The sequence below is a fragment of the Bradyrhizobium sp. CCBAU 53351 genome, from assembly GCF_015291745.1.
Classification (GTDB): Bacteria; Pseudomonadota; Alphaproteobacteria; order Rhizobiales; family Xanthobacteraceae; genus Bradyrhizobium.
Genome location: NZ_CP030059.1, coordinates 2519537 through 2536628, shown reverse-complemented (window position 1 = coordinate 2536628; position 17092 = coordinate 2519537). Strand labels below are relative to the sequence as shown.

General features: G+C 65.6%; 19 protein-coding genes. 8 read left to right on the top strand and 11 right to left on the bottom strand.

The features are described from left to right. Positions 1-28: 28 nt before the first annotated feature. Positions 29-346 carry a helix-turn-helix transcriptional regulator gene (locus tag XH83_RS11865; RefSeq protein WP_194407171.1) on the bottom strand — a complete coding sequence of 106 codons (318 nt, stop codon included), beginning with the start codon at positions 344-346 and terminating at the stop codon, positions 29-31. Positions 347-467: 121 nt separating this feature from the next. On the opposite strand from XH83_RS11865, the gene XH83_RS11860 reads away from it, so the two are divergent. The 4 genes from XH83_RS11860 (at position 468) to XH83_RS11845 (ending at position 2910) form a co-directional block, all read left to right on the top strand. Further along, entirely contained in the window at positions 468-830 is a 363-nt protein-coding gene (locus XH83_RS11860) for a helix-turn-helix transcriptional regulator (RefSeq protein ID WP_194407170.1), read from the top strand. 75 nt (positions 831-905) lie between these two features. Then, positions 906-1961, top strand: coding sequence for an ACR3 family arsenite efflux transporter (gene arsB, locus XH83_RS11855; protein WP_194408235.1), 1056 nt, complete (start codon positions 906-908; stop codon positions 1959-1961). A 17-nt stretch (positions 1962-1978) separates the two neighbouring features. Beyond that, complete coding sequence (gene arsC, locus XH83_RS11850) at positions 1979-2380, top strand: arsenate reductase (glutaredoxin) (protein ID WP_194407169.1); 402 nt, start codon at positions 1979-1981, stop codon at positions 2378-2380. A gap of 122 nt (positions 2381-2502) precedes the next feature. Beyond that, a complete protein-coding gene (locus XH83_RS11845; RefSeq protein WP_194407168.1) occupies positions 2503-2910 on the top strand; it encodes a GFA family protein in 408 nt (135 codons plus the stop codon). A gap of 18 nt (positions 2911-2928) precedes the next feature. Here XH83_RS11845 and XH83_RS11840 read toward each other — a convergent pair whose 3' ends face one another. The 7 genes from XH83_RS11840 to XH83_RS11810 form a co-directional block, all read right to left on the bottom strand. Beyond that, positions 2929-6117 carry an efflux RND transporter permease subunit gene (locus XH83_RS11840; protein ID WP_194407167.1) on the bottom strand — a complete coding sequence of 1063 codons (3189 nt, stop codon included), beginning with the start codon at positions 6115-6117 and terminating at the stop codon, positions 2929-2931. After that, positions 6114-7535, bottom strand: coding sequence for an efflux RND transporter periplasmic adaptor subunit (locus tag XH83_RS11835; protein WP_194407166.1), 1422 nt, complete (start codon positions 7533-7535; stop codon positions 6114-6116). Before XH83_RS11835 ends, XH83_RS11840 begins: the two co-directional genes overlap by 4 nt. Before the next feature lie 64 nt (positions 7536-7599). Beyond that, positions 7600-7992, bottom strand: a complete 393-nt coding sequence (locus tag XH83_RS11830) for a FixH family protein (protein WP_194407165.1) — start codon at positions 7990-7992, stop codon at positions 7600-7602. 99 nt (positions 7993-8091) lie between these two features. After that, positions 8092-8568, bottom strand: a complete 477-nt coding sequence (locus tag XH83_RS11825; protein ID WP_371746325.1) for a hypothetical protein — start codon at positions 8566-8568, stop codon at positions 8092-8094. Positions 8569-8588: 20 nt separating this feature from the next. Further along, positions 8589-9575, bottom strand: a complete 987-nt coding sequence (locus XH83_RS11820; RefSeq protein WP_194407164.1) for a tripartite tricarboxylate transporter substrate binding protein — start codon at positions 9573-9575, stop codon at positions 8589-8591. A gap of 68 nt (positions 9576-9643) precedes the next feature. Then, positions 9644-10549 carry a VOC family protein gene (locus tag XH83_RS11815; RefSeq protein ID WP_194407163.1) on the bottom strand — a complete coding sequence of 302 codons (906 nt, stop codon included), beginning with the start codon at positions 10547-10549 and terminating at the stop codon, positions 9644-9646. Between the two features lie 15 nt (positions 10550-10564). After that, complete coding sequence (locus tag XH83_RS11810; protein ID WP_194407162.1) at positions 10565-11557, bottom strand: zinc-dependent alcohol dehydrogenase family protein; 993 nt, start codon at positions 11555-11557, stop codon at positions 10565-10567. 111 nt (positions 11558-11668) lie between these two features. Between XH83_RS11810 and XH83_RS11805 the strand changes: the two genes are divergently transcribed. The 3 genes from XH83_RS11805 (at position 11669) to XH83_RS11795 (ending at position 13924) form a co-directional block, all read left to right on the top strand. After that, complete coding sequence (locus tag XH83_RS11805) at positions 11669-12370, top strand: FCD domain-containing protein (RefSeq protein WP_194407161.1); 702 nt, start codon at positions 11669-11671, stop codon at positions 12368-12370. 91 nt (positions 12371-12461) lie between these two features. Further along, on the top strand, positions 12462-13325 hold the full coding sequence (locus XH83_RS11800) for a fumarylacetoacetate hydrolase family protein (protein WP_194407160.1): 864 nt from the start codon (positions 12462-12464) through the stop codon (positions 13323-13325). A gap of 20 nt (positions 13326-13345) precedes the next feature. Further along, entirely contained in the window at positions 13346-13924 is a 579-nt protein-coding gene (locus XH83_RS11795) for an amino acid synthesis family protein (protein WP_194408233.1), read from the top strand. Positions 13925-13939: 15 nt separating this feature from the next. Here XH83_RS11795 and XH83_RS11790 read toward each other — a convergent pair whose 3' ends face one another. Then, a complete protein-coding gene (locus tag XH83_RS11790) occupies positions 13940-14767 on the bottom strand; it encodes an MBL fold metallo-hydrolase (protein ID WP_194407159.1) in 828 nt (275 codons plus the stop codon). Positions 14768-14860: 93 nt separating this feature from the next. Between XH83_RS11790 and XH83_RS11785 the strand changes: the two genes are divergently transcribed. After that, the gene (locus XH83_RS11785; RefSeq protein WP_194407157.1) at positions 14861-15742 is read left to right on the top strand and encodes a LysR family transcriptional regulator; all 882 of its coding nucleotides are present in this window, start codon (positions 14861-14863) and stop codon (positions 15740-15742) included. Here the strand turns inward: XH83_RS11785 and XH83_RS11780 are convergent. Next, entirely contained in the window at positions 15708-16472 is a 765-nt protein-coding gene (locus tag XH83_RS11780) for a hypothetical protein (RefSeq protein WP_194407156.1), read from the bottom strand. The genes XH83_RS11785 and XH83_RS11780 overlap by 35 nt on opposite strands. 196 nt (positions 16473-16668) lie before the next feature. Continuing rightward, positions 16669-17085 carry an Ig domain-containing protein gene (locus XH83_RS11775; RefSeq protein WP_246776497.1) on the bottom strand — a complete coding sequence of 139 codons (417 nt, stop codon included), beginning with the start codon at positions 17083-17085 and terminating at the stop codon, positions 16669-16671. Positions 17086-17092 lie beyond the last annotated feature (7 nt).

Genomic DNA, 17092 nt, shown 5'->3' with positions numbered 1-17092 from the left:
AGAATCATCGAATAAGTTCGTAAATGAATCACGCCGCCGTTTGCGCCCCCTTGCATCCGACTTCGTCGGCGCAGCATTCCGCCGCCAGGAAGGCCACCAGGCCTCGCATCGCGTCAAAATTGGCGTGGCAGATCAGCGTGGTCGATTCCCTGACCTGGCTGACGAGCCCGACCGCAACCAGGGTCTTGATGTGATGCGACAGCGTCGACGCCGGGATCTTCAGCTTGTCCTGCAGGCGGCCGACGGGCATGCCCGCGTGCCCGGCCCGGACCAGGGCCCGGTAGATCTGGAGCCGGGTCTGATTGCCCAGGGCTTCCAATCGTGCTGCTGCGTCGGCGATCTTCATGGCAGTAACGCTGCGCCTGTTCTGCCTGCGTGTCAACCATATTTCTAGAATGTTCGAATTAATGCACGCCGCTTCGGAATTCCGGTTGACCCGCCGGAAACATTTCCGTAAATCTAGATATATGGAATCAGAAGAAGCCGTCCTCGCCCTTGCCGCGCTGGCGCAGCCGACGCGCCTGGAAGCCTTCCAAACGCTGGTCAGGCATGAGCCCGACGGCTTGGCCGCCGGCGACCTCGCCCGCCTGCTGGAAGTGCCGCAGAACACGCTGTCCGCGCATCTGGCGATCTTGAGCCGGGCGCGCCTCGTCAGCTCCGAGCGGCACAGCCGCTCGATCGTCTACCGCGCCAATCTCGACGAATTCCGCGACGTCGCGCTGTTCCTGCTGCGCGATTGCTGCGGCGGACGCCCGGAAGTCTGCAATCCCGTGGTCGAGACGCTGCAAGCCTGCTGCGCGCCGAAACGGAGGGAGCGAAGCCGTGCCTGACCAGGTCTACAATGTGTCGTTCCAGTGCAGTGGCCATTCGGCGCGCTCCATCCCGGCAGAGCGGGTGGCGTGACGATGGGCATCTTTGAACGATACCTCACTCTGTGGGTCGCGCTCTGCATCGTCGTCGGCGTGGCGCTGGGGCACGTCATGCCCGGATTCTTCGGCACGGTCGCGGCCGCCGAGGTCGCCAAGGTCAACCTGCCGGTCGCCCTGCTGATCTGGCTCATGATCGTACCCATGTTGTTGAAGATCGACTTCGGTTCGCTCGGTCGGGTCCGGGAGCACTGGCGCGGCGTCGGCGTCACCCTCTTCATCAACTGGGCCGTGAAGCCGTTCTCGATGGCGCTGCTCGGTTCCTTCTTCATCGGCCATCTCTTCGCGCCGCTGCTGCCGGCCGGGCAGATCTCGTCCTACATCGCCGGCTTGATTCTGCTGGCGGCCGCGCCCTGCACTGCGATGGTGTTCGTGTGGTCGAACCTGTGCGAGGGCGAGCCTCACTACACGCTGAGCCAGGTCGCCCTGAACGATTTGATCATGGTGTTCCTGTTCGCTCCGCTGGTGGGACTGCTGCTGGGAGTCGCCTCGATCAGTGTCCCCTGGGGCACGCTGCTGCTCTCCGTCCTGCTCTACATCGTGGTTCCCGTGATCGTCGCACAGCTGTGGCGCAAGGCGCTGCTGCGGAATGGCGTGGCCGGTTTCGACCGCGTCATGCGGCTGCTGCGGCCTCTGTCGCTGGTGGCGCTGCTCGCGACATTGGTGCTGCTGTTCGGCTTCCAGGGCGAGCAGATCGTCAGGCAGCCGCTCGTCATTGCCATCCTCGCCGTGCCGATCCTTGTCCAGGTCTATCTCAATGCGGGCCTGGCGTACTGGCTGAGCCGACGGTTTGGCGTCGCCTGGTGCGTCGCTGCTCCGGCCGCCCTCATCGGCGCGAGCAACTTCTTCGAGCTGGCGGTTGCCGCGGCGATCAGCCTGTTCGGCCTCGACTCCCGCGCCGCGCTGGCAACCGTGGTCGGCGTGCTGGTCGAGGTCCCCGTGATGCTGTCGGTTGTCCGCATCGTCAAGGCGACCCGGGGCTGGTATGAGGGAGGCGCTGGCAGAGCCCGGGCGGCCCTGGAAGCGCGCCAGTGAGTTGCGGAGAATCGATCATGAGCGTCACGATCTATCACAACCCCGCCTGCGGCACCTCGCGCAACACGCTGGCGATGATCCGGCAGAGCGGCACCGAACCCGTCGTGATCGAATATCTGAAGACGCCGCCCTCGCGCGAGACGCTCAAGGAGCTGATCGACACGATGGGCGTTTCCGTGCGCGCGCTGCTGCGCGAGAAGGGAACACCCTACAAGGAGCTCGGCCTCGAAGATCCCAAATGGTCCGACGACGAGCTGATCGACCAGATGCTCGCACATCCCATTCTCATCAACCGTCCGATCGTCGTGACCTCAAAGGGCACGCGGTTGTGCCGCCCATCGGAAGCCGTCATCGACCTGCTGGACAATCCCGTCGGCCGCTTCGTCAAGGAGGACGGTGAAGTGGTGGAAGCGCGATAGACGGGTCGATGGCAGCAGCTGTCACGCGACAGTAGGACGCAAGCGCAAACCGATTGCATCGTTGATGCCGCAAATCGCGGACACTATCGATCGGCAAAGCAATATCCGGTCGGGAGAGACGCATGAGCACCATCACCGGCGGCTGTCACTGCGGCGCGATCCGTTATGAGGTCGAGGGCGAGGCGATCGTGCATGCGCTGTGCCATTGCCGCGATTGCCGGCTCCATGCCGGCGCACCTGTCGTTGGCTGGACGATGTATGCGGACGGCGCCGTCAAGCTGACCAGGGGCGAGCCCAGGATCTACAGTTCGTCGGAGCACGGACGGCGGCACTTCTGCGGCGATTGCGGCACCGGCCTGTTTTACGTCAATGCCAGCCTGATGCCGGGCGTGATCGACATCCAGAGCGCGACTTACGACGATCCCGAGGCCGTGCCGCCCACGATGCAGATCCAGGTCGCCGAGCGCCTGCGCTGGATGGAGCACGCGCATAAATTGCCGGCGTTCGAGCGCTTTCCGCCGCAGCCGTAGTACCCTGCGACGCTGATCCTACTCTGCCGCTTGCGACGCCTGCATGGCGTTGGCCGATTCAACGGCATGGTTATCGGCCAGCGCCGGCTGCTCGCCATCAGGCAGTCCCCGCCCCTTCACCAGGCCGAAGATCGCGGGGATCACGATCAGCGTCAGCAGCGTCGACGAGATCATGCCGGCGATCATCGGCAGCGCGATGCGCTGCATGATCTCCGATCCCGTTCCGGTGCTCCACATGATCGGCAGCAGGCCGGCCATGATGGCGACCACGGTCATCATCTTGGGCCGAACGCGCTCGACCGCGCCGACCATGATGGCGTCGTGAAGATCGGCACGGGTGAAGACCCTGCCCTCGGTGCCGCACCTTGCCTTCATCTCGGCCAGCGCGTGGTCGAGGTAGATCAGCATCACGACGCCGGTCTCGGCGGCAACGCCCGCGAGCGCGATGAAGCCGACGGCGACCGCGACCGACAGGTTGAAGCCGAACCACCACATCATCCAGATGCCGCCGACCAGCGCGAACGGCAGCGACAGCATCACGATCAGGGTCTCGGTCAACGCCTTGAAATTCAGGTACAGCAGCAGGAAGATGATCGTGAGCGTCACGGGCACCACGATCTTCAGGCGCGCGGCGGCGCGCTGCAGATATTCGTACTGTCCGCTCCAGACCACATAGGTGCCGGCGGGAAACTGGATGCTCTCCGTCACCGCGCGTTGCGCGTCCGCGACGTAGCTGCCGATGTCGCGATCGCGGATGTCGACATAGATGTAGGTCGCGAGCTGGCCGTTCTCGGTCCGGATCGAGGTCGGCCCACGCGCTGGCTCGACCTTGGCGACCTCGCCGAGCGGCACGGCGCCGCCCGCCGGCATCGGCACCAGGATTTCGCTGGCGATCGCCTTGGGATTGTCGCGGAGGTCGCGCGGATAGCGCATGTTCACCGTGAAGCGCTGCCGGCCCTCCACGGTCGTCGTCACCGTCTGGCCGCCGAGCGCAGCAGCGATGGTGTCCTGAACGTCCTGGATCAGGATGCCATAGCGCGCGAGCGCTTCGCGGTCCGGCACGATCTCGAGATAATAGCCGCCGATGCCGCGCTCGGCGTAGGCCGAGGACGTGCCCGGGACGGTCTTGATCACGCGCTCGACCTGCCGTGCAAGCCGGTCGATCTCGACGAGATCGGTGCCCATGACCTTGACGCCGACAGGCGTGCGGATGCCGGTGGACAGCATGTCGATGCGCGCCTTGATCGGCATGGTCCAGGCGTTGGAGACACCGGGGAATTGCAGCGCCTTGTCCATCTCAGCGATCAGGCTGTCGACGGTGACGCCGGGGCGCCAAGCCTCCTTCGGCTTCAGATTGACCACCGTCTCGAACATCTCGGTCGGCGCCGGGTCGGTCGCGGTCGCCGCCCGTCCCGCCTTGCCGTAGACCGAGGCGACCTCGGGGAATGATTTGATGATGCGGTCCTGGGTCTGCATCAGCTCGGCCGCCTTGGTGACGGAGATGCCGGGCAGCGTGGTCGGCATGTAGAGCAGCGTGCCCTCGTTCAGCGTCGGCATGAACTCGGTGCCGAGCCGGCCTGCCGGCCAAGCGGTGACCGCAAGCACTGCGACGGCGGCAAGGATCACCAGCGTCTTGGCGCGAAGCACGCCCTTGATGACGGGCCGGTAGATCCAGATCAGGAAGCGATTGATGACATTCCTGCCCTCCGGCACGATCCGGCCGCGGACGAAGATCACCATCAGCGCCGGCACCAGCGTGACGGACAAGAGGGCCGCAGCGGCCATCGAGAACGTCTTGGTGAAGGCGAGCGGACTGAACAGCCGCCCCTCCTGCGATTCCAGCGTGAAGATCGGCATGAACGACACGGTGATGATCAGCAGGCTGAAGAACAGCGCAGGACCGACTTCCGAGGCGGCATCGATCAGGATCTGCACGCGCGACTGATCGGGCTTGGCGCGTTCGAGATGCTTGTGCGCGTTCTCGATCATGACGATCGCTGCATCGACCATGGCGCCGATCGCGATCGCGATGCCCCCTAGGCTCATGATGTTCGAGCCGAGGCCGAGCAGCTTCATGGCGCCGAACGCCATCAGCACGCCGACCGGCAGCATCAGGATCGCGACCAGCGCGCTGCGGACGTGCAGCAGGAACACGATGCAGACCAGCGCGACGACGATGCTCTCCTCGAACAGCGTGTGCTTGAGCGTGTCGATCGCCGCGTAGATCAGGCTGGAGCGGTCGTAGACCGGGACGATCTCGACCGATGCCGGCAGGCTGCTCGCGATCTCCTTGAAGCGTCGCTTGACGTTCTCGATGACGTCGAGGGCGTTGACGCCGAAGCGCTGCAGCACGATGCCGCTTGCGACCTCGCCCTCGCCGTTCAGCTCGGTGATGCCCCTGCGCTCGTCCGGTCCGAGCTCGACATGGGCAACGTCGCGGAGCAGCACCGGCGTGCCGTTGCTCGTCTTCAGCACGATGTTGCCGAGATCGTTGATGCTCTTGATGTAGCCCTTGCCGCGGATGACGTATTCGAACTCGGCGAGCTCGACGGTGCGCCCGCCGACATCGGCGTTGCTGGCGCGGATCGCGTCGCGAATCTTCTGCATGCTGATGCCGCGATCGCGCATCCGCTGCGGATCGAGCACCACGTTGTACTGCTTGACGAAGCCGCCGATGCTGGCGATTTCGGCGACGCCTTCGGCCTTGGCCAGCGCGAACTTCAGGTTCCAGTCCTGGATCGTCCTGAGGTCGGCGAGATTCAACTCTTTCGACATCACCGCGTACTGATAGACCCAGCCGACGCCGGTGGCATCGGGCCCGATGGTCGGGCTGACGCCGGCGGGAAGCCGCGACGCCGCGCCGTTCAAAAACTCCAGCACGCGCGAACGCGCCCAGTAGATGTCGGTGCCGTCCTCGAAGATCACGTAGACGAACGACACCCCGAAGAACGAGAAGCCGCGCACGACCTTCGATTTCGGCACGGTCAGCATCGCCGTGGTCAGGGGATAGGTCACCTGGTCCTCGATCACCTGCGGCGCCTGGCCGGGATATTCGGTGTAGACGATGACCTGGGTGTCGGAGAGGTCCGGGATCGCATCCAGCGGCAGATGGATCAGCGCATAGAGACCGGCGGCGGCCGCAAAGCCGGTACCGAACAGCACCAGCAGCAGATTGCGCGCCGACCAGGCGATGATGCGGGCGATCATTTGTGCTCTCCCGCGGCGTGGCCGGATTCGGACGCCTGCGGCGCTCCTTCCGCAAAGCCCTTGAGCGCGGCCTTCAGATTGCTTTCCGCATCGATCAGGAAGTTGGCGGAGGTGACCACTGCCTCGCCGTCCGCGAGTCCGTCGCGCACCTCGATATAGCCGCCGCCGCGCCGGCCAAGCTTCACCTCGCGCGGCTCGAAGCGGCCCTCGCCCTTGTCGACCAGGACGGCCTGACGCGCGCCGGTGTCGAGCACCGCGCTGTCCTGGATCGCCAGCACGGGCGCGCCATCGGCCGTGTCGATGTCGGCATCGACATACATGTCCGGCAGCAGCACAGCATCGGGATTGGCGAGCTCGATGCGGACGCGCACCGTCCTGGTGTCGCGGTTCACCTGCGGATAAACCACGGCGATCTTGCCGCTGAAGATGCGGCCGGGAAAGCTCCGTGCGCGCACCGCCACGGGCTGCCCCACCGCGATCGTGCCGAGATCGCGCTCGGCGACGTCGACCAGCGCCCAGACCAGCGAGATATCCGCGATCCGGAACAACACGTCGCCGGGATTGGCGCGCATGCCTTCGATCGCGCTGCGTTCGAGCACGATGCCGTCGCGCGGCGCCGACCAATGCACGGTGACGGGCGCGACGCGCGTCCGCTCCATCTCGGCGATGATTTGTTCGGGCACGTTGAGGTTCATTAGCCGCTGCCGCGAGCCGCGGCCGTACATCTCGACGCCGCCCACCGTCTTCGAGGTAATCGTCGCGAGATATTCCGCCGCGGCGGAGGCGACCGCCGAACTGTAGATCTCCATCAGCGGCTGGCCTGCCCTCACGCGCGTGCCGGTGGTGACGTCGGCAACCTCTTGCACGAAGCTTTCGGCGCGCATCGCGATCACCGAGATGCGGCGCTCGTCCAGCTGGATCGTGCCGGGCGCCTTGACCGAGACGCGGATCGCGCGCCGTTCGACGGGCTCGGATTTCACGCCGGTACGTTGAATCTTGCCCGGCGAGAGTTTTACCGTGCCGTCGTCGACCTCGTCGCCTTCGTAGACGGGGATGTAGTTCATCCCCATCGGGTCCTTCTTCGGCACCGGCGAGGTGTCGGGCAGGCCCATGGGATTGCGGTAGTAGAGGATCCTTCGCGATGACGCCGCCTGCGGCGGCTTTGGTGCCGCAGCGGCGGCTTGGCCGTCCTCGTAGACCGGCAGATAGTCGCGGCCGCGGTCATCCTTCTTCGGAGCGGCGGACCAGAACGGCGCGCCGCTGGAATCGCGGTAATAGAGCGGAGCCCGGTTCGCCTCGGCCACAGCCGGCGTTGCCTCGGCGTGAACGGACCAATGCCCGTCGAACAAGGCCCATGTCGCGCCCAGCGCGAGGCCACCGCCCAGCGCGAGAGCAGTCAGGAGACGCAGCTTCTTCATGGTGTGATCGTGTCCATGTGAATGGGACAGAGAAGTCCGGACGCCGCTTGCGACGTCCGAACGCTCACTTGATCGCCGTGACGATCACCTTGCCGGTGACGGTCTCAGCCTCGCCCTGCACCTTGGCCGACAGCGTGACCTGGTAACGGCCCGCCATCGGCAGGTCGGTCCTGAAGGCGTAGACGCCCGGCTCCTGCGACGGCAACGGCGCCACGGCCGATTCCATCTCGGCCATGCCGTCCGGGGCCATGTCGACGCGGGTCTTGAAGATGACGGCGTCCGCCACCGGCTTGCCGGTCTGCTTGTTGGTCAGGCGCACCGAGAGCGTGACGTCGTCGCCCTTCTTCATCTGCGCCGTGACGGGCTCGAAGGCGTAGTCGCCGGCGCCCGCCATCGCGGCGGAAGCGGCAAGCGAAAGGGTGGCGGCGAGCGCCGCTGTGCTGAATCTGGCAAGCATTGTCTTGTCCTCATGATCTGATCTTCGCCGTGGCGCAGGAAGCGCGCACGTCAGTTCTCGCGCGCGGGCATGCCGCACGTGTCTTTGGGCTTGGCGAGATCAGATTCGAGGAGGTCGGAAGGGAGGAGGGCCGCCGCGGACGGAGACGACCTGGTCCTCAGGGATGGGAAGCGTGCTCGCCGCGACGGCGAAATGCCCGAAGACGACGGGCCTGACGTCATCGAGCGCAACGAGCCCGCCGACGCAGCAGAAGCCCATCCCGCATTTGTAGCCGCCCGTGGAGGAGGCCGGTCCCTTCATGTCGGGGCAGCAATCGTCCATCGCCATCTCAGCGTCGCCGCCCATCTGCATGGTCGCGTGCATGTCGTCCGACGACGTGGCAAGGCTTGATGCGGACACGCCAACCGGCAGCATCGCCAGGGAGATGGCGATGGCAATTGCCAGGATGGTACGGACGAACCGCATCTGGATGAATTTACCTTTCGGGCCGCAATGCCTTCTTCCTAGCATATCCCAGAGCCAGCGGCGCTTGTTGATCCGGATCAAGCATTCGTGAGCAGGGAGCCCGGCCGGCATCGCGCGGTCCCCTGCCCGGCTCAGATCCGCGGGATCTTTGCCCGCTCCACCACGCCGGTCCATTTGGCGATCTCGGTCTCGATCAGCTTCTTCATCTCCTCCGGCGAGCTGCCGCGGACCTCGCCGCCGACGGCCGTCTCCAGGCGCTGCTTGAGCTCGGGATCCCTCAGCGCATCCAGCGTTGCGGCATTGAGCGCGGCGATGATGGCGGGCGGCGTTCCCTTGGGGGCCAGCAGGCCGGCCCAGGTGCGCACGTCGTAGCCCTTGATGCCGGCCTCCTGCACCGTCGGGACATCGGGCAGCAACGCGGTGCGCGCCGGCGAGGTCACGGCAAGGCCGCGGATCGCGCCGCTCTGGATTTGCGGGGCGAGCAGAACAGGCGTGCCGACGACGACAGGAACCTCGCCGCCGAGCAGCGCGGTGGTGGATTGGGAATCGCCGCGATACGGCACGTGCACCATCTCGATTCCGGCGGTGGCGTTGAGCAATTCGCCCGCGAGGTGATGGGTCGAGCCGAAACCCACCGATCCGAAGCTGAGCGAGCCGGGCTTTGCCTTGGCGATCGCAATGAGCTCGCCCAGCGATTTCGCGGGATAGTCGTTGCGCACGGCGATGACGAGCGCGTAGTAGACCAGCGTCGAGATCATCTCGAAGCTGTCGGCCGGCTGATAGGCGAGGCTCTTGTAGGTCGCCGCGGAAATCGCGTGGGCGCCGGTGACGAGCCCGAGCGTGTAACCGTCAGGCGCCGCCTTGGCGACCGCGTCCGCCGCGATGTTGCCGCCGGCGCCCGGCTTGGCCTCGACGATGACCGGCTGGCCCAGCTTCTTCGACAGTCCGTCCGCGATGATGCGCGAGAGCGTGTCGGCCGCACCGCCGGCGGCAAAACCATGCAGCAGGCGGATCGGACGCGACGGATAATTCTCCGCCGATGCCGGACCGGCCAGACAACCGGCAAGAAAAACGCCGACCAGAAAAATGGCCGCAGCAAGCCGCTTCATCCCTCGCATGGATGCTTTTCCCCTTGATTGTTCTATCGTTGGCCGCAGCTTGTGCGGCGTCTTCAAGTCGTGACGCGCTAGCGCGCGAACTCGGTGCATTCAGGCGATGGCGGCATGCCCCAGACGTCGCGCGGCAGCCCGACCCAGACCTTCGGCCGCTGCGGGCGATCGCGGTGCCAGGGACGCGGCTCGAAATAGCCGAGTTCCTCGTCCACCATCCGGTCGAGATCATGGAACAGCTCGACCAGGTGGCCATCGGGATTGCGGTGATAGATCGCGGTGTTGTGGCCTGGGCCGTGACGCACCGGCCCCCAGAGCACGGGCAGCTTGTGCCGCGCGAGATGATCGCAGGCGCGATGCATGTGGTCGGGGCCCCGCAGCTCGAAGGCGAAGTGATGAAGACTGCGGACGGGCGCGCGGGCAAAATTGAGCGTGTGATGCTCGAAGCCGCTGCGCATGAACACGAAGCGGTCCTCGATCCAGTCGGAGACGCGCAGGCCCATCACGTTCGCGTAAAACTCCGAGGCGGCTTTCGGGTCAGGCGTGCGCAGCGCGACATGGCCGAGCTTGCTGACGGCAAACCCGCCGATTCGCTCCTGCGCGGGCGTCGGCGTCCAGCCCTGGATCAGCTCGAAGCGCGTGCCTTCCGGATCGGTAAAGGACAGCAGTCTGGAAACACCGGGCAACGGATCGCTCCGCAGCTCGGGCCGCAGATCAGCCTGCTTCAGCGCGGCGCCCAGTGCGTCGATCTCCACCTCCGGGGAGATTTCAAAGGCGACGCTGCCGAGCGCGGCATCGCCAGGCTCGATCACGAGCGAGAGCTGCTCGGACTCGCTGGCGAGGAACAGGCGGTCGCCATCGCGGGCAACGAGGCCAAGGCCGATCACGCCGCGATAATAATCGAGCAGCCGCTCCGGATCCGGCGAGGTGAAGGTCGCGTGCCGCAGCCGGGTGAAGCGTGCAATGGGTGCTTGTGTGCTCATCGTGCAATCCACCCCTTATGGAATCATGATGATCTTGCCGAGCGCCGAGCCCTGCTCCAGCAGCGTATGCGCTTTCCTGACCTCGTCGAGCCTCAGCACGGCCGAGATCGCCGGCTTGATCGCGTTGCGGCCGAGCGCCTCGATCACGCTGCGCATCAGGGCACGGCGGCCGTCGCGATCGTGGTCGTAGATGTGGAAGGAGAAGCATCGTATCGCCGGACAAATGTCGAGATGGTTGCGCATCGCCGCCATCAGGTTTTCTTCCGGAAGTCCCGCGAAGGCGTTGTAGGACAGCAGCGTGCCCCATTTGCCGAGTGCGCCAAGATAGCCGGTGAACTCGGGACCGCAGACATGATCGAGCACGAGGCCGACGCCCTCGCCCCCGGTCAGCTCGCGGGTGCGCGCCACCACGTCCTCACTGCGGTAGAAGATGATGTGATCGGCGCCGTTCGCTTTCGCGAAGGCAGCCTTCTCCTCGGTGGAGACCGTGCCGATCACAGTCATCCCGGCGAGCTTGGCCAGTTGCACCAGCGCGGTGCCGACGCCGCCGGCGGCGCCAATCACCAGCACGCTGGCCGGCGAGCGCGGATGGCGGCACTCGTGCAGCAGGGCATAGGCCACCTGGTAGTTCGACAGGCACACCGCGGCTTGCAGATCGACATTGTCGGGCAGCGCGTGAACGGCATCCGCGGGCGCGACCACATAGTCGGCGTAGCAGCCGCCGCGCTGGGAGAGATCGCGCGCGCTCAGCAGCACCTTCTGGCCGATCGCAAAGCCTTCGACGCCGGAGCCGAGGGCGGAAATGCGCCCCGCGACGTCATTGCCGGGATTGGCCGGCAATGGCGGCATCCATTTGTAGACGCCGCGCCGGATCAGCACGTCGGGCTGACCGACTCCGAACGCCTCGGCCCGGATCTGCACCTGGCCGGCGCCGGGCGCAGGCACCGGAAGCTCGACCATTTCGAGTGCATCCGGCCCACCCGGCTGACGCACCAGCACCGCTCTCATGACGTCCTCAGCCTCCCAAGCCATATTTTCGAAAATCATACTCATTACGAAAATTATTGCAAGATGGTCGTTGGCACGGCATCTTGGGGCATCGATTCAATGGCAAACCCCATGGCTGACAGCGCCGTTCGCCCGCGCAAGGAATTCGGCAAGACCATCGCCGCCGACATCACGCATCGGCTGCGCGAGGAGATCATCGCCTGCGCGCTTGCGCCCGGCGAGCCGTTGCGCTTCGACGTGCTGCGCGAGCGGTTCGGCGCGAGTTTCACGACACTGCGGGAGGCGCTGACCGCGCTCGCCGCTGAAGGCCTGGTCGACGCCCAGGAGCAGCGCGGCTTTCGCGTCGCGCCGGTCAGCCGCCAGGATCTGATTGAGGTCACCGACGCGCGGGTGCTGATCGAGGTGGAGTTGATCCGCCGGTCGATCGAGCGCGGCGACGACGACTGGGAAATCGCTGTCATCTCCACGCTGCATCGCCTGAAGCGGATCGAGCAGCGCGATCCCGAGCATCCCCTGCGCGACCCCGAATGGAAGATCGCGCATCGGCAATTCCACCAAGCACTGGTGTCTGCTTGCGGCTCGGCGACGTTGCTCGCCATTCGCGCCGAACTGTTCGACCGTGCCGAGCGCTACCGGCACCTGTCGGCCAATTTCCGGCCGCGCCCGCGCGACAAGGCCGGCGAGCACCAGGCCATCATGCAGGCCGCGATCTCGCGCAACGCCGATCTCGCCGTGCAGCTGATCGAGACCCATATCCGCACCACCGCGGATAATGTCGCAAAATACGCCGCCCACCTGCTCGACAGCGATTAGGCGATGGCATTTTCACCGGGCGGGCTTGCGCCCCGCCTCATTTTCGAAAATAATAGACTGGATCGAAAATAGGAACCCTTGGGGCGAAACCATGAAGCTGCTGTCGTTCTTGGATGGAAATCGGGAAAGCTGGGGCGCCGTTGTCGAAAACGGCGTGGTGGATCTGGGCCGCGCCCTGCCCCAATACCCTGCGCTTGCGGACTTCCTCGGCAGCGACGACTACGCCAAGCGCGAGGCGATCGTCGCCGGGCACAAGCCCACGATCGCGCTGAGCGACGTCAAATACCTACCGGTGATCCCGCGCCCCGAGAAGATCGTCTGCGCCGTGCGCAACTATCTCGATCACCACAACGAAGCCGTGGCGTTCGGCATGAAGCGCGAGATCACGGAGTTTCCGCCGATCTTCCTGCGGGTCTGGCGCTCCCAGGTAGGCCACAACGCGCCGGTGATCCGGCCAAAAGTCTCGGACAATTTCGACTGGGAGGGTGAGCTCGCCGTGGTGATCGGCAAGGGCGGCCGTCACATCAGCCAGGCCGACGCCTGGACTCACGTTGCGGGCTACTCGATCTACAACGACGTCAGCGTGCGCGACTGGCAGCGCCATGCGCAGCAGATCGCCTCCGGCAAGAATTTTGTCGGCACCGGCCCGTTCGGTCCGTGGCTGGTCACGCCGGACGAGATCGGCGACCCGACGAAACTCAAGCTGGAGACGCGCGTCAACGGGGCGACCGTGCAGTCCTCCGACACCTCGATGCTGATCTTCTCGATCCCGCGGCTGATCGAATATTGCTCGACCATCTTCGACCTCGTGCCCGGCGACGTCATCGCGACAGGCACGCCGGCCGGCGTCGGCTTCACCCGCAAGCCGCCGGTCTTCCTCAAGCCGGGCGACGTGGTCGAGGTCGAGATCCAGAATATCGGTGTGCTCCGCAATCCCGTCGTGGACGAGGCGTAAGACGCCGCATGTCCCAAGACATGTCTTACGACATTCGCAAGACCGCGCTCGGCGTCGAGACCGTCTGGCACGAGCGCGGCCCCCGGCTGGAGAAGCCGCTGCTGGTCGGCACCGCGATTGCCGTGATCCGCAATCCCTTCGCCGGCCGCTATGAGCCGGATCTGATGCCGTTCCAGGCGTCCTTGCGCGGCCTGGGCCGCGAGCTCGCTGGCGCACTGATCGCGCAGCTCGGCGGCGCCGAGCGCATCGAGGCCTATGGCAAGGGCATCATCGTCGGCGAGGACGGCGAGCTCGAGCACGGCGCGGTCTGGCATGAAGCCGGCGGCCAAGGCATGCGCGAGGTGTTGGGACAACCGAAGGCGATCGTGCCGGCGGCAAAGACCATCGGCGGTCCCGGCACGCGGCTGATGGTGCCGCTCGGCCACATCCACGCGTGTTATGTGCGCAGCCATTTCGGCACCGCGGAGATGACGCTGTGGGACGCACCAAGACGTGACGAGATCGCCTTCGGCCTCGTGATGGCAACCGGCGGCCGCCCCCACGCGCGCATCGGGGGCCTGAAGGCATCCGAGATCTCCGTGCACGACGGGCAGCGCTGAGGCGCTGCCGCGCGCTCAATGCGCGCCGCAGCGGCAGCGCTCGTAATCGGCGGGATCGTGACTGTTGACGATCGTCACGCGATCGCCGTGATCGCGCTTCAGCGCGCGCAGCCGGGCCTGGTTGGCGATCCGCATCGCGCGGTCCATGTCGCCGCGGCGCTGGAAGTAGCCGAGCATCAGGGGCACGCGCGGCGATGGGTCGAGCTGAGCATGATGGAAGTAACTGTCGCCCGCATGCAGCAGCCATGTGTCGCCCGAGCGCACCGCGATGCCGCAATGGCCGAGCGTGTGCCCGGCGAGCGGGATCATCAGGACGTCCGCTTCCGTGTCGCCGAGCGCGCGCACGCCCTTGAAGCCGAACCAGTCCTCGCCGGTTTCGCCATAGAATTGCCAGCGCGGTCCGTGGCTCCACTGCCCTGTGACATAGCGCCCTTCGGGCGGCGCCGGCTTGCGCTCTACCGCCATGTCGTATTCGGCGCGATGGACGTGAATCGCGGCGTGGGGAAAATCGGGCACGCCGCCGGCGTGGTCTCGGTCGAGATGCGTCAACAGCAGGTGACGCACGTCGTTGGGTGAATAGCCGAGCGTCCTCACCTGTTCGACCGCCGTCTCCGCGGGATCGAGCTTGGGCGCGGTCTGCCGCACCCACCGCCGCCCCAGCCGCTCGGGCGTGCCGATGTCGCCAAGACCGATGCCGGTATCGACCAGGGCGAGTCCATCGCCGGTCTCCATCAGAAGGCAATGGCAGACCAGGCGGGCGCGCTGGAACAGGCCGCCGGAACCGTTCACCAGGCGGCGGCCGAGCGGGCACATCGTGCCGGTGTTGAGATGGTGAATCTTCATGGATGACCCTCGCCTGTCCTGAGCAGCCGTTCTTGTCATCGCTCTCATCATAGGTAAAATATCGATTATTGATGCTATCTCTAGGCTTATCCTATGGACATCCGCGAGCTTCGCTATTTCGCCGCCGTCTACCGCGAACGCAATCTGACCGCGGCGGCGCGGGCCTGCTTCGTGTCGCAGCCGTCGATCTCGACCGCGATCACCAGTCTCGAGGCCGAGCTCGGCACCACGCTGTTCATCCGGCACAAGAAGGGCGTGGCGCCGACCGCCTCGGCCGAGCAGTTTCACATTCTGGCGCGCCGCATCATCGACGAGACCGACGCGGCGCGCAGCCTGTTCAGGAAGCCAAGCACGAAGACCAATGTCACGCTCGGCCTGATGCGCACGCTCGACGTGCCTCGCACGATCGCGCTCTTGAAGCCGCTGACGGCGCGCAGCGACGTCGCGCTCCGCCTCGTCGGCAGCGACGAGCAGGCGGATGCGCGGATCATCTCGAAGAGCATGCGGCGCAAGGACGAGCAGTTCGTCGCGATGTGGAGCGAGCGCTACGTCGCCGCGCTGCCGCCGTCGCATCCGCTGACGCTGAAGGACAAGCTTCGCACCGCCGATCTCGCCGGCGTCCCGCTGATCGACCGCTGCCATTGTGAGCAAAGCGCGTTCTTCGGCCGCAATGCGCAGCGGCGCCAAACCGCTGCGATCGCACAATCCGAGGATTGGGCCATCGCGCTGGTCGCGGCCGGTGTCGGCATTGCCATCGTCCCCGAGGGCGCGGCGCGCGGCAATCCCGACATCGCGGTGCGCGAGATCGAGGTCAAGGTGACGCGCGAGGTCGGCCTCGCCTACCGCGCCTCGGTCCCGCTGGCGGATGCGCTGAAGGAGTTTGTGGGGAATCTGCAGAAGCAGCGGCCGGCCGGACCGCGCGCTGGGGCTAAAGACCGAGCTAACCCAACAAGCCCTTCAAGCCGGCATAGATAGAGCCGATACCGGTCGCGGCCACGCCGGCCAGCGGCCCGACGGTCTGCATGAGATCCTGAATTAGGCGGGCGCGGCGGCGCAGTTGCTCTTCGCCGACGTGCTGGCCGATCAAGCGCGCCACGCGGAAGGCAAACGCATTCGGCTTGCCGCCCTGGGTCAAAACGCGCGGCAGCACTTGGAAGATCACCACGCTCAAGATGTTTCCGGAGACGAAGGCAAGCAGGATGCTAGCGCCATACTCGAACACCTCGCGCCATTCGATCCAGGCTTCCGGCAAGATCGGGACATGATCGTGAACTCCGGTTACCGTCAGCATCGACAGGATGCTGACACCTGCCGTCAGGAACGCCAGCACGAAGGCGGGCAAGGTAGAGACGCGGTGCAACGGATAGGCCACGAAGCCGAACAGAAGTGGTATCGCGATCGACGCGATCCGAAGCGGGAGCGCAGATACGTTGAAAGTGATGGTCACGAGCACATGCGCGACCACCAGCAGGAGGGATGGAATGGCAACGTAGAGCACCGCGTGCGTGCCGTAATAACGCAGCGGATTGTTGTAGCGCTCCAGCCGGACATTGATGCGGTCGAGATCGCGCCTGAGCTTGTCCAGATCGGCGACAATGTCGTCGATCTCGCGCAGCATCGGCTGCACGACGCGTAAGTCCCGCGAGCAATGCTTGCACGCGATCGCTTCATCCTTGATGGTTTCGGCGCAGAACGGGCATTCCATCGCTAGCGCGACTTCCTTCGCCTTGTGACGGCTTCGATTTCGGCTCTGGCGCGCCTCAGTTCATCGCGCAGCTCCTCCCGTTTGCGCAGGAGATCGTCTCTCTCGGCGATCAACGTGGCGGGCACGGCGATGTCGCGCCCGCAGGCAGCGCAGACCAGCGCACCCTCGGCGCTGTCAGCCCGGCAGTAAGGACACGTCACTTGGGTGCAACCTTCAAGGTGAAGATGGTCGTGCCGGGCCGACCATCGCTGTCCTTGACGTCGACCCGCACGGTGTATTCCCCCGGTGGCAGCTCCGCGTCGAGCATGTTGATGCCTTCCGCTTTCACGAACGGCTTGACCCGCGGAGTGAGGTCCACGTTGGGCGTGCGGAGGAAGATCACCTTGACCGATTCCGGGTCGATCTTAGCCCCGCCGAACGACTCGAACTTCAACACCAGCGGCATCGGCGAGCTGACGGCACCGCCGGGCGAGATGAATTCGACCTTGGGACCGCGCAGAATGCCGCGCCGGTCGGCCGCGACCGCTCCCTTCGGCGGCGGCAGCTTGGCTTCTTCCTCGGTGATCAATTGCGTGGCGTGCGCAGGTGCCGAAAGCAACAAAGCTGCCGCCACAACGCCC

What these genes read in the sequence shown, in the direction of transcription:
- arsB (WP_194408235.1), top strand. Translation starts at nt 906, where the DNA reads ATGGGCATCTTTGAACGATACCTCACTCTGTGGGTCGCGCTCTGCATC.
- XH83_RS11860 (WP_194407170.1), top strand. Translation starts at nt 468, where the DNA reads ATGGAATCAGAAGAAGCCGTCCTCGCCCTTGCCGCGCTGGCGCAGCCG.
- XH83_RS11835 (WP_194407166.1), bottom strand. Translation starts at nt 7,535, where the DNA reads ATGAAGAAGCTGCGTCTCCTGACTGCTCTCGCGCTGGGCGGTGGCCTC.
- XH83_RS11785 (WP_194407157.1), top strand. Translation starts at nt 14,861, where the DNA reads ATGGACATCCGCGAGCTTCGCTATTTCGCCGCCGTCTACCGCGAACGC.
- XH83_RS11790 (WP_194407159.1), bottom strand. Translation starts at nt 14,767, where the DNA reads ATGAAGATTCACCATCTCAACACCGGCACGATGTGCCCGCTCGGCCGC.
- XH83_RS11810 (WP_194407162.1), bottom strand. Translation starts at nt 11,557, where the DNA reads ATGAGAGCGGTGCTGGTGCGTCAGCCGGGTGGGCCGGATGCACTCGAA.
- XH83_RS11800 (WP_194407160.1), top strand. Translation starts at nt 12,462, where the DNA reads ATGAAGCTGCTGTCGTTCTTGGATGGAAATCGGGAAAGCTGGGGCGCC.
- XH83_RS11830 (WP_194407165.1), bottom strand. Translation starts at nt 7,992, where the DNA reads ATGCTTGCCAGATTCAGCACAGCGGCGCTCGCCGCCACCCTTTCGCTT.
- XH83_RS11845 (WP_194407168.1), top strand. Translation starts at nt 2,503, where the DNA reads ATGAGCACCATCACCGGCGGCTGTCACTGCGGCGCGATCCGTTATGAG.
- XH83_RS11780 (WP_194407156.1), bottom strand. Translation starts at nt 16,472, where the DNA reads ATGGAATGCCCGTTCTGCGCCGAAACCATCAAGGATGAAGCGATCGCG.
- XH83_RS11805 (WP_194407161.1), top strand. Translation starts at nt 11,669, where the DNA reads ATGGCTGACAGCGCCGTTCGCCCGCGCAAGGAATTCGGCAAGACCATC.
- XH83_RS11820 (WP_194407164.1), bottom strand. Translation starts at nt 9,575, where the DNA reads ATGCGAGGGATGAAGCGGCTTGCTGCGGCCATTTTTCTGGTCGGCGTT.
- arsC (WP_194407169.1), top strand. Translation starts at nt 1,979, where the DNA reads ATGAGCGTCACGATCTATCACAACCCCGCCTGCGGCACCTCGCGCAAC.
- XH83_RS11815 (WP_194407163.1), bottom strand. Translation starts at nt 10,549, where the DNA reads ATGAGCACACAAGCACCCATTGCACGCTTCACCCGGCTGCGGCACGCG.
- XH83_RS11825 (WP_371746325.1), bottom strand. Translation starts at nt 8,568, where the DNA reads ATGCCGGCCGGGCTCCCTGCTCACGAATGCTTGATCCGGATCAACAAG.
- XH83_RS11865 (WP_194407171.1), bottom strand. Translation starts at nt 346, where the DNA reads ATGAAGATCGCCGACGCAGCAGCACGATTGGAAGCCCTGGGCAATCAG.
- XH83_RS11840 (WP_194407167.1), bottom strand. Translation starts at nt 6,117, where the DNA reads ATGATCGCCCGCATCATCGCCTGGTCGGCGCGCAATCTGCTGCTGGTG.
- XH83_RS11795 (WP_194408233.1), top strand. Translation starts at nt 13,346, where the DNA reads ATGTCTTACGACATTCGCAAGACCGCGCTCGGCGTCGAGACCGTCTGG.